The organism is Streptomyces violens (assembly GCF_000717745.1).
Taxonomy (GTDB): Bacteria; Actinomycetota; Actinomycetes; order Streptomycetales; family Streptomycetaceae; genus Streptomyces; species Streptomyces violens.
The window spans coordinates 262,921-277,311 of the sequence record NZ_JOBH01000003.1 but is presented as its reverse complement, the minus strand read 5'-3'; the positions used below and the strand labels follow the sequence as shown (position 1 = coordinate 277,311).

The window sequence follows — 14,391 nt, the reverse complement described above, 5'->3', positions numbered from 1 at the left end:
CACTCCGCATTCATGAAGCGGTTCATCGGGCGAACCCCGCATCCTTGACGCGCACCAGACCGTCGCCGTAGACCCGCACGCCCGCCACGTCCTTCCGCGCCACGACGTAGTTCTTCTGCCGGTAGAGGTAGATCAGTGCGTGCTGGTCGCGTATACGGTCGGCGAGTTGTGTGTATACGCGGGCTCGGCCGGCCCGGTCGGCGGTGGTGCGGCCCTCGGCGATCAGCCGGTCGATGACCGGGTCCGAGATGCCGTAGGTGTTCATGGCGCCGGCGGTGCCGACGAAGGAGGCGATGTTGCCGTCCGGGTCGAGCCGCCCGGACCAGCCGCTGACGTACGCGTCGAACTGCCCGGCGTCGGTCTCCTCCAGGAGCGTCGCGTACTCCATGGGCCGCAGCCGTACGTCGAAGCCGGCCTCGCGCGCCATCGCCTGGATCACCTGGCCGAGGCGGCTGTCCTCGGGCGAGGTGGAGACCTTCAGTTCGATGGGAACCGGGAGCTTGACGCCCGCCTCCTTGAGCAGCTTCTTCGCGCGCGGCAGGTCGCGCTCCGGGCAGCCGGCGGCCCCCGGCGCGATGGCCGACTCCGGCGAGACGGGGCCGCAGGCCGGTTCGTACATGCCCTGGAAGACGACCTTGTTGATCAGCTTGCGGTCCAGGGCGAGTGCGAAGGCTGCGCGGACGCGCGGCTCGCGGGCGAGCACCGTGCGCAGCTTCCCGGGCTTCTCCCCCGTCCCGTGGACGTTGCCGATGTTGAAGCCGAGGCCCTGGTAGCCGAGCGAGGGCGAGTTGAAGAGCTGGAGCTGCGGCTCGGTGAGCGAGCTCCGCACCTCCACCGGGCCCATCTGGTCGCCGACCTGTACGTCACCGGAGCGCAGATTCGCCAGCCGGACGCTGCCGTCGGTGATGGTCTTGTACACGACGCGGTCCAGGTGGACCTTGTCCGCGTCGTAGTACCGGGGGTCCTTCGCGAGCACGATGCGGTCGCCCGCGACGCGCTCGACATACTTGAACGGGCCGACGCAGGACGGGTGGTTGGTGAAGTTCTTGCCGTACTTCGCGAGCGCCCGCGGGGACATGACCATGCCCGCGCGGTCGGCGAGCACGCCGGTGAGCGGGACGTACGGCTCCTTGAGGCGGATGCGGACGGTGTACGGTCCGGCGGCCTCGGCCTTGACCAGCGGGCCGAGTTCGGTGGCGCGTGCGGAGCCGGGGAGGGTGCGGTGACGTTCCAGGGAGCGGGCGACGGCGGCCGCGTCGAGGCGGGTGCCGTCGCTGAACGTCACGCCGCGGCGGACCGGGACGGTCACGGTCCGGCCGCCGTCGGAGGTCTTCGGCAGGGCCGCCGCGAGCTGCGGCACGACCTTGCCCGCACGGTCGGTGTCGTACAGCTTCTCGCACATGCCGGCGAAGACGGTGCGGCCGACGAGGGTCTGCGCGAGGGTCGGATCGAGCTTGTCGGGGTCGGACTTGAGGGCGACGGTGAGCGTGCCGCCGTCCCGGACGGGGCGCTGGTCGGTCATCCGGACCCCGCCCACCTCGGTGGCGGCGGAGGTGAGCGACCCGCACCCCGCGGCGCCGATCACCAGCCCAACTGCCAAGGGAACAGCCGCTGTTCGGCGCAAGTGCCCTACCTCCCGAACGATCATCAAGAACGAGAACGCATCGCGAACGATCACCAGGAACGAATGCAGCAGACCGTATTTCGCATACAGACGACCGGCAAGAGGCCGTCCCCGATCTTGGGTAAGTTTCTGGTTACATCTAAATAACCGCGCCCGGCAACCGGGCTCTGCGTACCCTGGCGGCATGAACAGCCCCCTGGTCGCGATCCTCAGCGGTGCCGGGATCTCCACCGACTCCGGCATCCCCGACTATCGCGGGCCGAACGGGGTGTGGCGCCGCGACCCGGACGCCGAGAAGCTCGTCACGTACGCGTACTACATGAGCGATCCGGAGATCCGGCGCCGGTCCTGGCTGATGCGGCGGGACGGTCCGGCGCTCCGCGCGCGGCCGAACGCCGCGCACGAGGCCGTCACCCGCCTCGAACGCTCCGGTGTCCCCGTCCGCGTGATCACCCAGAACGTCGACGGGCTGCACCAGCTCGCCGGCATGCCCGGCGGCAAGGTCCTGGAGCTGCACGGCACCGCCCGTACCGCGGTCTGTACGGAATGCCGCGCCCGGACGCCGATGGCCGACGCGCTGGCCCGGGTGACCGCGGGCGACCCGGACCCCGCGTGCCTCGACTGCGGCGGGATCATGAAGTCGGCGACCGTGATGTTCGGCGAGAGCCTGGATCCGGAGGTGCTGGGCGCGGCGATCACGGTGGCGAAGAGTTGCGATGTCTTCGTCGCGGTCGGCACGAGCCTGTCCGTGCAGCCCGCCGCCTCGCTCGCGGGGCTGGCCGCCGAGCACGGCGCCCGCCTGGTCATCGTCAATGCCGAGCCGACCCCGTACGACGCGCTCGCCGACGAGATCGTCCGCGACCCGATCGGCGAGGCGCTGCCCCGGCTGCTGGCCGCTTTGCACCCGTGACCACCGACGGGCTTGCCCCCCTTTGACGGGGAATGCCGGTGACGGCGTTACGGTTGTCCGGGCGGCCGGCCGGTCGGACGGCCGCGGAGACGTGGAGGGTGAGCGCCGTGCAGAGCAGGCATCACGGTGAGTACAAGGTGCCCGGCGGCAAGCTGGTCGTCGTCGATCTGGAGGTCGCGGACGGCGTGCTGCGCCATGTCCGCGTCGCCGGGGACTTCTTCCTGGAGCCGGACGACGCGCTACTGGAGATCAACGCGGCCCTGGAGGGCGCCCCCGCCGACACCGGCACCCGGGGCCTGGCCGACCGCATCGAGGCCGCGCTGCCCGAGGGCGTCGCCATGATCGGCTTCACCGCGGAGTCGGTCGGCGTCGCGGTCCGCCGGGCCGTCGCCCAGGCCACCGACTGGACCGACTACGACTGGCAGATCATCCACGAGCCGCCGCAGGCGCCCGCGCTGCACATGGCGCTGGACGAGGTGCTGACCACCGAGGTCGCCGAGGGCCGGCGGCCGCCGACGCTCCGGATCTGGGAATGGGACCGCCCCGCCGTGATCATCGGCAGCTTCCAGTCGCTGCGCAACGAGGTGGACCCGGCGGGCGCCGAAAAGCACGGCATCACGGTCGTCCGCCGGATCAGCGGCGGCGGTGCGATGTACGTCGAGCCCGGCAACACGATCACGTACTCGCTCTGCGTCCCCGAATCCCTGGTTCACGGCCTCACCTTCGCCGAGAGCTACGCCTACCTCGACGACTGGGTGCTCGGGGCGCTCGGCGACATGGGCATCAACGCCTGGTACAAGCCGCTCAACGACATCGCGACGGACGCCGGCAAGATCGCCGGCGCGGCCCAGAAGCGCATGGTGGCGGGCTCCGGCGCCGTCCTGCACCACGTGACGATGTCCTACGACATCGACGCCGACAAGATGGTCGAGGTGCTCCGCATCGGCAAGGAGAAGCTCTCCGACAAGGGCACCACCAGCGCCAAGAAGCGCGTCGACCCGCTCCGCCGGCAGACCGGCCTCCCCCGCTCCGAGGTCATCACCCGCATGATCGCCTCCTTCCGCGCCCGCTACGGCGGCACCGACGGCACGGTCACGGACGAGGAGTTCGCGCGGGCCCGCGAGCTGGTGACGACCAAGTTCAGCGACCCGGAGTGGACGGCCCGGGTGCCGTAACCGCCTCGCAGGAGCACTGAGCCCGGCCAGCTCCCCGGCCAATCCCCGGTCAACTCCCCGGTAAAGCAACCCACTCCGGTCCCTTCCCCACGGACCTCATTACCCCGAAGAATGGGTGCGCGTTCCACGCGTTCCACTAGCCTCTCCCCGACACACCGGCCACGGGGCGCCGGTGTCCCGTTCCCGGGCGGGAGAGCACTCCATGGGGGAGGAGTCAGTGCGTGACGATCTGGGGTTCGAGAAGCTGCTCAGCGAGGAGGGCTTCTTCGCGCGCCTGTTCGGGCGGTCGCCGTCGGGCGGCGGGCGCGAGCTGCTGTACGGCCCCGACCTTCCGGTAGTACTTCTCACCGGCGGCCCCGGCATGGGCAAGGGGCGGCTGCTGCGCGCGGTGCGGGACCGGTTCGCCACCAAGGTGCCGGTGATCTACCTCGACAGCGGCTCGCCGGTGTACGCGGACCGGGCGGAGCCGGAGCCGGGCGCCCGCTCGGACGCGACCGAGGCCCTGGCCGAGGTCGCCCGGCGGCTGTGCACCTGGCAGGGCACGGGCGGATCCTTCGCGTTCCCCCGGCTCTTCGCGGGCCTCGCGGTGATCGCGACCGGCGCCGCCGAGGGCACCCCCGAGGCGGTCGCGACGGAGGTGGAACGGTACGAGGAGCTGCCCCAGAGGGGGCGTCTCCGTGGCCTGGGCGGTGGCGACTTCTGGCGGGGTGTGATCCGCGGGAGCATCCGGAATCTGCTGACGACCCTGTCCGGGCAGGGGCTCGACCCGTACTCGGCGGCGGTGAGCAACGCGCTGCTGGACGCCCTCTTCGAGCGCCTGGCGCCGCGGGGCAGGGTGGAACTGGAGCGCATCTACGGTGCGTATCCCGGTGCCGCCGGCCAGCCCAAGCACGGGCTCAGCAATCTCGCCGCCGACTTCCAGGCCGGGGGCGAGGCACGGGAGCTGGCCGAAGGGTTCCTCTTCCGGGCGCTGCGCGAGGACCTGGAGGCGGCGTACGCCTCGGTGTTCGGCAAGCTGAGCAGGGTCGGCCGCCCGGCGCTGCTGCTGGATCACGCGGTGTCACCGCTGGGCGAGCGGCTGCTGCGCGCCGTGCTCACCGACCGCCGGGGCGGGCAGCGCGACCGAGTGGTGATCGTGGGCACCGCGCTCCGGGCGGACGGCGGCGCCTTCCTGCACGGGGGCCTGCCGCCGGAGGAGGTGGTGCCGCCGGCGGAGTTCCGGCCCGCCAACGGCGGTCCGCCCGCGTGGTCCCGGCGCACGGACGCAGGCCCTGACCGGGCGCCGCTGGCCGACGGCGTACTGCTGCTGCGGATGCCGTTCCTCACCGGGGACCAACTGCGCCAGGAGACCGAGCGCCGGCAGACGCGCGCGGAGCCGGAGGGCGGCGCGAACCGCCGCCGCATCGACGCCGCCGTGGCACGGCTGAGCGGCGGACGCCCGCACACGGTGATCCGGCTCGCCGCCGCTGCCGCGGCCTTCCGGATGCCCGAGGACGCCAACGACCGGGACCTCCTCGCAGCCCCGCTGCTGCTCCCCGGCGACGGCACCACCGAGCGGCCGGTGACGGAAGTACTGCTCCAGGAGCTGATCCTGGACCAGTTGCCGGTCGCGCTGCCGAGCGAGCACCGCGACCAGTGGCTGGACCTGCTCACGCATCTGTCGGTGGCACACGACGAGGAGTGCGCGGACGTCCTGCTTCGGCACCATCAGGCGGGCCGGGTACATCACCTGACGGTGCATCACGTATCGCAGCTGCTCACCGACACCGGGTGGCCGAGCTGTGAGCGGCATTTCATCGGGGACTTCGGGCTGCGCCAGATGCTGGTGCACCGGCTGTACGGGCTGCGGCCCGACGCCGCCGCCTGGTACGCCGATCATCACCTGCTGCGGGACCACTACGCGTTGCGCGCGGCGGCGGGCGAGGAGACGCGCGGCGGCGCGTTCCGGTCGGTCACGGCGCACCGGATGAACCACCATCTCGTCTCCGGCGGTGCGGACGACGTGGCCCGCCATCTGGCCGCCACGCTGCCCGGGCGCCCCGAGGAGTGGTGCGCGGAGCTTCTGGAGATCGCCCAGGCACCGTATCCGGGCAGTGCGGACGCCCGGCGGGAGCGTGCCCAGGGCCTGGTGGCGGCGGACGGACCGGCGCTGCGGCGCACCGTCGACCAGCTGCTGCACGCAGTGTGGCTGTGCGAGGAGCGGACCAGGCCGACCGGAAAAGAGACGGCCCGCACGCTGGCCAAGCTGCTGGAACTCCTCTCGATCATGGAGTTCGACGGCGCGGGACAGCTCAGCAGGACGGCGACCTACTGGAGCGGCCTGGCGGCGAACGAGCAACCGCTGCTGCGCTGCACCTGCACCGAGCAGCTCGGGCGAAGGAGATAACGGGGATGCCCATCTGGAAGAAGATCCTCTACGCGCTGCTGGGCGTGGGCGCGCTGGCCGGGGGCGTGTGGCTCGCGGTGCTCATCACCCACGAGCTGGACACCTGTACCGAGGGAATCGAGCGGGTCGGCGACGAGTGCATCGGCGTCAACGGCGAGGGCTACGACTTCGGCACGCCGGAGATCCGCGACGTGGCCCGGGCCATCGCGGCCCAGAACAAGAAGATCCACGGCGAGCCGCACGTCACGGTGGCGGTGATGCTACCGCTCCAGTCGGACCGGCCGGCGCTGCGCCGGCAGATGCGCAGCGACCTCCAGGGCGCGTACCTGGGACAGCGGCAGGCCAACGACGGCGAGGGCGAGCCGCCGAAGGTCCGGCTGGTGCTGGCCAACCCCGGGCGGGACTACAAGCAGCAGGAGAAGGTGGTGGACACCCTGCTGCGGATGGCCGACTCGCCCGAGGACCGGCTGCGCGCCGTCACGGGCTTCAACCTCAGCCTCGGTACCACCGAGAAGGCCGTCAAACGGCTGACGAAGCACAAGATCCCTGTGCTCGCCTCGCGGATCAGCGGCGACCGGATCGCGAACGAGGACCGGACGGACGGGACGGCGAAGCTGCGGTTCCCGGGCCTGGCCCGGATCCTCCCCACCAACCACGACGCGGCCCAGGCACTGGCCAACTTCAACGGCGAACGGGGCCGGGAGAACCGCCGGACCGTACTGGTCTACGACCAGCGCAAGGACAGCTACAGCGAGTCGCTGGCGAAAGCATTCAGCGGGATAAAGGAGAAAGGCCCGGCCGGCCCGGCCGCGATGCCCTTCGAGTCCCCGGCCATCGACGAGGCGGGCTCGACCGGCAACCAGTTCGCGCAGACGGCCAACAACATCTGCGATTCCGGCGCCGACACCGTGTACTTCGCGGGCCGCACGCTGCACTTGCGGATCTTCGCGCTCAAGCTCGCCCAGGTGGAGTGCAAGAACCGGCACTACACCATCGTCAGCGGCTCCGACGCCGCGTCGCTGCGGCAGGACATGACGGAGCAGAACTGGGCACAGCTGCGCGGCGCCGACGGCAAGCCGAAGGTGACGGTGCAGTACGCGGCGCCCGCGCACCCGGACGCCTGGCGCACCGAGCTGGCCGACTGGAACCGGAAGTGGGAGGCGGACCACAAGCGCAAGCCCACCGAGGCGGAGCTCCCCCAGTACCTCACCGAGCCCCTGGCGGCCCTGGACACCCTGAAGAAGCGGATCGAGAGCACGCGCGGCGAGGGCGTGCGGCTCGGCTCCGACCCGAATCTGCAGGACTCCCGGACGATGCTGGTGTACGACGGCCTCATCACCATCGGCAAGGCGCTGCACCAGGCGCAGAAGGGCGGCGCCGAGGCGGTCCCCAGCCGGGAGGATGTCGGCAGGCAGTGGTCGCTGCTCCAGTCCCGGCACCGCGTGCGGGGCACGAGCGGCCTGATCTGCCTGACCAGCGGCGGCAACGCGTACGACAAGCCCGCCGCGGTGGTCCAGCTCGACCCGGGCCAACAGGGCCTGGGCCAGCTCAAGTTCGTCGGCCTGGGCTGGCCCACCGGCCAGGAACAGCCAAAGAACTGCGTGATTCCGAGCAGCGCTCCGTAGTTCCTAGTGCGTGTCCGAGGGGTCTCCGCGGCGGTGGGCCATCAGCGCCGTGTACAGCAGCAGTGACGCGCCGAGGCCCACTGCCCAGCCGTAGTCCGCGAGAGGGCGGAGGAAGGGGAGCAGTCCGTCGGCGGGGAACGGGCCCTTCCCCGGGGCCGAGTAGGAGCCGCCGACCGCGAGGAGGCCGCCCACGGCGAAGGCGAGGACGGCCCGCCAGTTCCAGCCGGCCGTGTACCAGTAGCGGCCGCCCGGACGGTAGAGGTCGGCGAGGTCGAGGACGGTGCGGCGGATGATCCAGTAATCCGCGATGAGGATGCCGGCGACGGTGCCGAGGAGGCCGCCGACCACCCCGAGCCAGGTGAAGATGTACAGCTCGGGCGTGGCGGTGAGCTTCCACGGCAGGACGAGGACGCCGATCACTCCGGTGATCAGCGCGCCGCTGCGGAAGGTGAGGAAGCGCGGGGCGAGGTTGGCCAGGTCGTACGCCGGGGAGACCACGTTGGCCGCGATGTTGACGCTGATCGTCGCGACGAGGACCGTGACCAGCGCGAAGAGCAGACCGAAGACGTTGTCGGCCTTGCCGGCGAGGGCCACCGGGTCCCAGATCGGCACGCCGTACACCGCCTGGGAGCCGGAGGTCACCAGTACGGAGAGCAGCGCGAAGGCCGTCATGGTGGTGGGCAGTCCGAGCGTCTGCCCCCAGACCTGGGCCCGCTGCCCGGCCCCGAAGCGTGTGAAGTCGGGGATGTTGAGGGACAGCGTCGCCCAGAAGCCGATCATGCCCATGAGGGACGGGAAGAAGACCGGCCAGAAGTCCGTGCCCCAGCCCAGGGTGCCCGGCTGGTCCAGGAGGGGGCCGAGGCCGCCCGCCTTCGCCGCGATCCAGGCGAGCAGGGCCACGGCGCCGACCAGGACGAAGGGCGCCGCCCAGTTCTCGAAGCGGCGCAGGGTCTCCATGCCGCGCGCGATGATGGCCAGTTCGAGCGCCCAGAAGACCGCGAAGCAGAGCCAGAGGGTCCAGGGGTACCCGGCGACGGGCGCGGCCTTCTCCCAGCCGCCGCCGAAGATCTTGCCGAGCAGGATGTAGATGCCCTGGCCGCCGATCCAGGTTTGAATGCCGAACCAGCAGCAGGCGACGGCGGCCCGTACGAGGGCGGGGAGGTTCGCCCCGCGCAGTCCGAAGGACGCGCGGGCCAGAACCGGGAACGGGATGCCGTACTTGGGTCCCGCATGCCCCGTGAGCAGCATCGGCAGCAGCACGATGACATTGGCGAGGGCGATGGTGAGGACGGCCTGTCGCCAGTCCATGCCCAGCGCGACCAGGCCGGAGGCCAGCGTCCAGGAAGGGATGTTGTGGGCCATGCCGACCCACAGCGCGGCAAAGTTGTAGGTGGTCCAGTGGCGGTCGGCGGCGGGCACGGGCAGCAGGTCGGCGTTGGCGAAGCGGCCGTCGGCGGGTATCGCGTCCGGTGGCAGCTCGACCCGGCCGCCGGGGCCCGGCCGCCCGTCACCCCGGCTGTCCGCGGGCACCGTGGGCGTGTTCACTCCCCCGCCAGCGTCGGGATGATGCGCTCGCCGTACGCGTCGATCGTCGATTCCTTCGCGTCGTGCATGGCATACAGGGCGAACTGGTCGACGCCCAGGTCGCGCAGGGCGCGGAGCTTCTCGAGGTGGGCCGCGGGCGGGCCGAGAAGGCAGAAGCGGTCGACGATCTCATCGGGGACGAAGGCGGTGTCGGGGTTGTCGGCGCGGCCGTGATGCGCGTAGTCGTACTTCTCACGCGTCTTGATGTACGCGGTCAGCTCCTCGGGGACCATGCCGGAGTGCTCGCCGTACCGGGTCACCAGGTCCGCGACATGGTTGCCGACCATGCCGCCGAACCACCGGCACTGCTCGCGGGCGTGCGCCAGGTCGTCACCGATGTACGCGGGCGCCGCCACGCAGATGGTCAGCGCGTCCGGATCGCGGCCGGCCTCCGTGGCCGCGTCCCGTACCGCCCTGATCATCCACTCGGTCAGGAAGGGGTCGGCGAGCTGGAGGATGAAGCCGTCTGCGAGCCGGCCGGCCATGGCCAGCGCCTTGGGTCCGTACGCGGCCATCCAGACGGGCAGCTTCCCGTCGCGGACCCATGGCAGCCGCAGCGGCTTGCCGTCCACGATCGCCTCGCGGCCCTCGGCGAGGTCGCGGATGACGGGGATGGCCTGGCCGAGGCGGGCGAGGGTGTTCGGGCGGCGGCCGGCGACCCGCATCGCCGAGTCGCCGCGGCCGATGCCGCAGACCGTGCGGTTGCCGTACATCTCGTTCAGGGTGGCGAAGGTGGAGGCGGTGACCTCCCAGGTGCGGGTGCCGGGGTTGGTGACCATGGGGCCCACGATCAGCCGCTCGGTGTGTTCGAGGATGCGGCCGTGGATGACGAAGGGCTCCTGCCAGAGAACGGCGGAGTCGAAGGTCCAGCCGTAGCGGAAGCCCTGCCGTTCGGCGCGGCGCATGAGCCCGACCACGGCCGAGCCGGGCGGGTCGGCCTGCAGGACGACTCCAAAGTCCATCGCTCAACTCCCTGATGCAGAACCGGTGATGACTGACGTCCCGGGTGCGGGTCGGTGCGCCCGGGCCCGCGCGAAGTTCAGGAGAGGTACTGGGAGGTGGCCCGCGGCACGTACTGCCCGTGGCCCGCCCGGCCGGTGAACTCCCGGCGGTCGATGACCAGTTCACCGCGGGAGAGAACAGTCTCCACCCGACCGGTCACCCGCCGCCCCTCGTACGCGGAGTAGTCCACGTTCATGTGGTGGGTTTCGGCCGACATGACCTGCTCGGCGTGCGGGTCGTAAATGACGATGTCGGCGTCGGCGCCGGGCGTGATCGTGCCCTTCTTCGGATACAGCCCGAACATCCGGGCCGGCGCGGCACAGGCGATCTCGATCCAGCGGCGGCGGCTGATATGGCCGTCCAGTACGGCCTGGTGGAGCAGGTCCATGCGGTTCTCGACGCCGGGCATGCCGTTGGGGATCTTCGAGAAGTCGCCGCGGCCGAGCTCTTTCTGCCCGCGGAAACAGAAGGGGCAGTGGTCGGTGGAGACGACTTGCAGGTCATTGGTGCGCAGGCCGCGCCAGAGCGCGGCTTGGTGTTCCCGCGGCCGCAGCGGCGTGCTGCAGACGTATTTCGCGCCCTCGAAATCGGACTCGGCGAGATTGTCGGTGGAGAGGAAGAGATATTGCGGACAGGTCTCGCCGAATACGGGCAGTCCTTTGTCGCGGGCCTGCGTCAGTTCCGCGACGGCTTCCTCGGCGGACACATGGACGACGTAGAGCGGCGCCCCGGCGACCCTGGCGAGCTGGATCGTACGGTGAGTGGCCTCGGCCTCCAGCAACGCACGCCGCACCTCGCCGTGGTACCGCGGATCGGTCCTCCCCTCGGCCAGCGCCTGCTCGACGAGCACATCGATGGCAATGCCGTTCTCCGCATGCATCATCACCAGCCCGCCATTCCCGGCGGCCCGCTGCATGGCACGCAGAATCTGCCCGTCGTCGCTGTAGAACACTCCCGGGTAGGCCGTGAACAATTTGAAGGAGGTCAATCCTTCTGCGACCAGAAGATCCATCTCCTTCAGTACATGCTCGTTCACGTCGGAGAGGATCATGTGGAAGGCGTAGTCGATGGCGCACTTGGCGTCCGCCTTCGCGTACCACGCGTCCAGGCCCTCGCGCAGCGAGTGTCCCCTGCTCTGGATCGCGAAATCGATGATCGTCGTGGTGCCGCCCCAGGCCGCCGCACGCGTGCCCGTCTCGAAGGTGTCCGAGGCGTACGTACCGCCGAAGGGCATCTCCATGTGGGTGTGGGCATCGACGCCCCCGGGGATCACGTACTTCTGAGCGGCGTCGATAACGCGGTCCGCGGTCCACTCCTGCGTGCCCGGGGCCGCGAGGGCCGCGATGCGGCCATGCTCGATGAGCACATCGGCGTGGACCTCATCGGCTGCCGTGATGACCAGGCCACCGGTGATCAGAGTGCGGGTCATGCTTCGCCCCTCCCTGCGCCGGGCGCCCGTCTGCATTCCCGGCCTGGTAGTCGATAGGTCAGAGTGTGCGCCTCAGCCGCCGCGGCAGGGCATCATCTCGGCGTGTACGGTGCGTCGTCCACGAGGCAACCCCTGGTCACCTTTGGCCAACCGTCCCGGACAAGCATCCGTGCCATGACTGTCGCTCCCTCCCCGCTGCACCCGTCGCGGCACGGGATTCAGGGTCGCCCCGTACCGGGCGGCTGGCAATACCGCAGGGCCTGAAGCGTCAGTCCTGACGGTGGACGGCGAGGTACACCGGTCGCCCGCCGGGTAGTGATCAGCGGCCAAGGCTGCACGGAGCGTGGAGGAGCCGGCCCGGGGTGGCCCGACCGCGGGGCCGCATCGACTGGGATCCACTCGATGCGGCCGGACTCGTTGGCCACTCGGCGGACTCAGTTGGGGTACAGCCCTTCCGATGTGACGGGTCCGCCTGCGGTCGAGGCAGGGGCTCTCCTGCGGTTCGCGGGTAGCGGGGGCGCTGGCGTTTGGCTACTACAGCGGCCGACATGGACGCAGCAGCAGACCAGTGGCAGCCGTGGACAACCCCGCCGGTCATACTGTGCTTCGGCGCGTCCATCCCTGCCTACCTGGGCACCGCCAGTGTGCGCAGTCATGTTCGGCGCCGCCGTGGCTCCTGCAGACTCCCAGTGACGGTGAGCCGAGCCTGACAGCCCCCCTCATCGGTTTTGCCCTGGTCCTCGGTGCCTGGGAACTGATCGCGAGTATCCGCGCGCGCCAGGGCATGCGGACGCTGCGCAGTTCCTCATGACGGACCCGGGCCGCCGTTGTGGCCAGCGCCGCCGCCTTCTCGGAATCCGCCCTCGACAGCATGTCCGAACTGCGCTGGGCCTACATCGCAATGGGTGTCTGAGTACATGAAGTTGGAGCGGGCTGTGGTGTCGCCCCGCCGTCTCTTACTGTTGCGGCAGGACCTTGGGGCGGCGATGGGCTCGTTGATCAGTCGGGTGCACTCCCGGCCCCGCACGGCCCCGGCCCGCGGCTACTACGTGCCGCAGGGCCGGAGCGTATGCATGTTGATCAGGCGAAGCCAAGCTTCGCGACGCGTGCGGCCATGGGAAGGAGGTGCTCACGCTTCCCTCCTTCAGTCGCCCCAGGCGGCTGGCTGCTGCCATCCGCCGTACAGCGGCGAAAACAGCCGGCTTCCCCGGCGTTTACCCCGTCACTTACAAATCCGACTGCTGGCGCGATAGCCCTCGAAAATGCTGATGCGACGTCCCGAATGATGCCGCGCGTCAAGACGTTGGGGGGACGATTGACCAGAGCTACTTCTTTCTTCCTACCAGCAGATTTTCGCGCTGCTCGAGGGCAGCCAAAGCATGGCCTTTGCCCCAACGACGTGGCGCGAAGCACTGGTTGCCACGGTAGACAACCGGCACGACAAAGGCGCCCAAGCCGCTACTCAAAGACCCCGCCCCGGTTCAAGTGCTCGATGCGCCGATCACAGCGCGCAGTCGCGCACTCAACGGATACACCTTCTCGCTCGGGAGCATTTCCGTTGCAAGCCCCACGTCATTGCCTGCGACTGCCTTATGGATCCGTTTCGCGAGCGGAGTAACATCTTCGACCGATGTAATCCACTCGTTGACGTATTTCCCTACCGATTCCCCGGAGAGTCCAATTTGAATGGCCCGATGAGGCTGCGGCGCCAGGTGGACGTCTCGGTCTGGATCCCATTGGATGCGCACCGGAGACTCCTTGAGCGTCGATCGCCACCGCTCCCGGTCTGAGTACACTTCGGGGTCGAAACCACTCAGACAGGAACGCGAAAGCGCCCATTCAAAACCTTCTCGCGTGATGGTGATGCGCAATACGCGTTCCTGGTTGGGTTTCGACGCCCAGCCGCATCGATACATCATCCACAGGAAAGACGGCTTGATCCAGGTCATCCTGTCAAATTTGAATGGCGGCACAAAGGTCCCAGCCTTGAGTGCAGGAGCTGCGATCTCGAGTGGATACGCCTGATATACAGTGATCGAATCTGACGTGTACTGTGCCCGGATCTCACGCTGCACCCGTATCTCCCTGCTCTACAGGGACGGTGGACTGGGTGAGCCACCCACCTGACTTCATCAGGGTGTACTCAGAAACTGATCGCGCGCCGGCCGTACACAGCAGCCAACGGAGATCTTGGCTCGAAATGAAGGATTCCCCCCATGTGTCCACCCACACGCATACGTCTCCGGCAGGCGTTTGTGTCATGTCCCACCACGACCATCCGCGAATGGATTCTTCGGGCTCGAATCGGTACAGCCAATCCTCCAGATCCCAGCCGAAATCTCCATGCTCCCTCAGGTAGAGATCTCGGCCGGATTTGGCAAAGGAAGGGACACTCACGGCGTCTTGTTGGCTCACCTGCGCGAACCATGACGGAAAGTCCTGCGTCGGCAATGGGCTTTCGTCGAAGTCTACCGATGCAGCAATCTGGTAGGCAGCATTCAACACACTCCGCACTCTGGTCCCATAAATGACGGGTTCAATGTCGAGCTGCACGGTGAAAGTACCGAGCACGGGAGGTACCTGATCGGAAGCAGGGCGAGAGAAAAGCCTCCGCCGCTCGTCGATGACATCCTGAACCTCGTGGAACATTTTATAC

General features: G+C 69.3%; 10 protein-coding genes. 4 read left to right on the top strand and 6 right to left on the bottom strand.

The features are described from left to right. Positions 1-22: 22 nt before the first annotated feature. Positions 23-1,600, bottom strand: a complete 1,578-nt coding sequence (locus IF04_RS0107770) for an ABC transporter substrate-binding protein (protein WP_030252813.1) — start codon at positions 1,598-1,600, stop codon at positions 23-25. 208 nt (positions 1,601-1,808) lie between these two features. Between IF04_RS0107770 and IF04_RS0107765 the strand changes: the two genes are divergently transcribed. From IF04_RS0107765 to IF04_RS0107750, 4 genes are all read left to right on the top strand, one after another. Further along, positions 1,809-2,534, top strand: a complete 726-nt coding sequence (locus IF04_RS0107765; RefSeq protein WP_030252811.1) for an SIR2 family NAD-dependent protein deacylase — start codon at positions 1,809-1,811, stop codon at positions 2,532-2,534. A 107-nt stretch (positions 2,535-2,641) separates the two neighbouring features. After that, complete coding sequence (lplAB, locus tag IF04_RS0107760; protein ID WP_030252809.1) at positions 2,642-3,709, top strand: lipoate-protein ligase LplAB; 1,068 nt, start codon at positions 2,642-2,644, stop codon at positions 3,707-3,709. A 217-nt stretch (positions 3,710-3,926) separates the two neighbouring features. Beyond that, complete coding sequence (locus IF04_RS0107755; protein ID WP_030252807.1) at positions 3,927-6,095, top strand: hypothetical protein; 2,169 nt, start codon at positions 3,927-3,929, stop codon at positions 6,093-6,095. Between the two features lie 5 nt (positions 6,096-6,100). Then, positions 6,101-7,720, top strand: coding sequence for an ABC transporter substrate-binding protein (locus IF04_RS0107750; protein ID WP_037958627.1), 1,620 nt, complete (start codon positions 6,101-6,103; stop codon positions 7,718-7,720). A gap of 3 nt (positions 7,721-7,723) precedes the next feature. On the opposite strand, the gene IF04_RS0107745 is transcribed toward IF04_RS0107750, so the two are convergent. From IF04_RS0107745 to IF04_RS38610, 5 genes are all read right to left on the bottom strand, one after another. Beyond that, positions 7,724-9,265: an NCS1 family nucleobase:cation symporter-1 gene (locus tag IF04_RS0107745; RefSeq protein ID WP_051830841.1), complete on the bottom strand. Its 1,542-nt coding sequence runs from the start codon at positions 9,263-9,265 to the stop codon at positions 7,724-7,726. Beyond that, complete coding sequence (locus IF04_RS0107740; RefSeq protein WP_030252800.1) at positions 9,262-10,266, bottom strand: TIGR03842 family LLM class F420-dependent oxidoreductase; 1,005 nt, start codon at positions 10,264-10,266, stop codon at positions 9,262-9,264. The genes IF04_RS0107745 and IF04_RS0107740 overlap by 4 nt, the downstream gene beginning before the upstream one ends. A 77-nt stretch (positions 10,267-10,343) precedes the next feature. Beyond that, the gene (gene hydA / locus IF04_RS0107735) at positions 10,344-11,735 is read right to left on the bottom strand and encodes a dihydropyrimidinase (protein WP_030252798.1); all 1,392 of its coding nucleotides are present in this window, start codon (positions 11,733-11,735) and stop codon (positions 10,344-10,346) included. Between the two features lie 1,481 nt (positions 11,736-13,216). Then, positions 13,217-13,810, bottom strand: coding sequence for a DUF4291 domain-containing protein (locus IF04_RS37175; protein ID WP_106975558.1), 594 nt, complete (start codon positions 13,808-13,810; stop codon positions 13,217-13,219). Continuing rightward, positions 13,800-14,384: a hypothetical protein gene (locus tag IF04_RS38610; protein WP_157847612.1), complete on the bottom strand. Its 585-nt coding sequence runs from the start codon at positions 14,382-14,384 to the stop codon at positions 13,800-13,802. Before IF04_RS38610 ends, IF04_RS37175 begins: the two co-directional genes overlap by 11 nt. Positions 14,385-14,391 lie beyond the last annotated feature (7 nt).

Bases quoted from the DNA above. Each gene is read 5' to 3' on its own strand.
- IF04_RS0107765 (WP_030252811.1), top strand. From the start codon at position 1,809: ATGAACAGCCCCCTGGTCGCGATCCTCAGCGGTGCCGGGATCTCCACC.
- IF04_RS0107750 (WP_037958627.1), top strand. From the start codon at position 6,101: ATGCCCATCTGGAAGAAGATCCTCTACGCGCTGCTGGGCGTGGGCGCG.
- IF04_RS0107740 (WP_030252800.1), bottom strand. From the start codon at position 10,266: ATGGACTTTGGAGTCGTCCTGCAGGCCGACCCGCCCGGCTCGGCCGTG.
- hydA (WP_030252798.1), bottom strand. From the start codon at position 11,735: ATGACCCGCACTCTGATCACCGGTGGCCTGGTCATCACGGCAGCCGAT.
- IF04_RS38610 (WP_157847612.1), bottom strand. From the start codon at position 14,384: ATGTTCCACGAGGTTCAGGATGTCATCGACGAGCGGCGGAGGCTTTTC.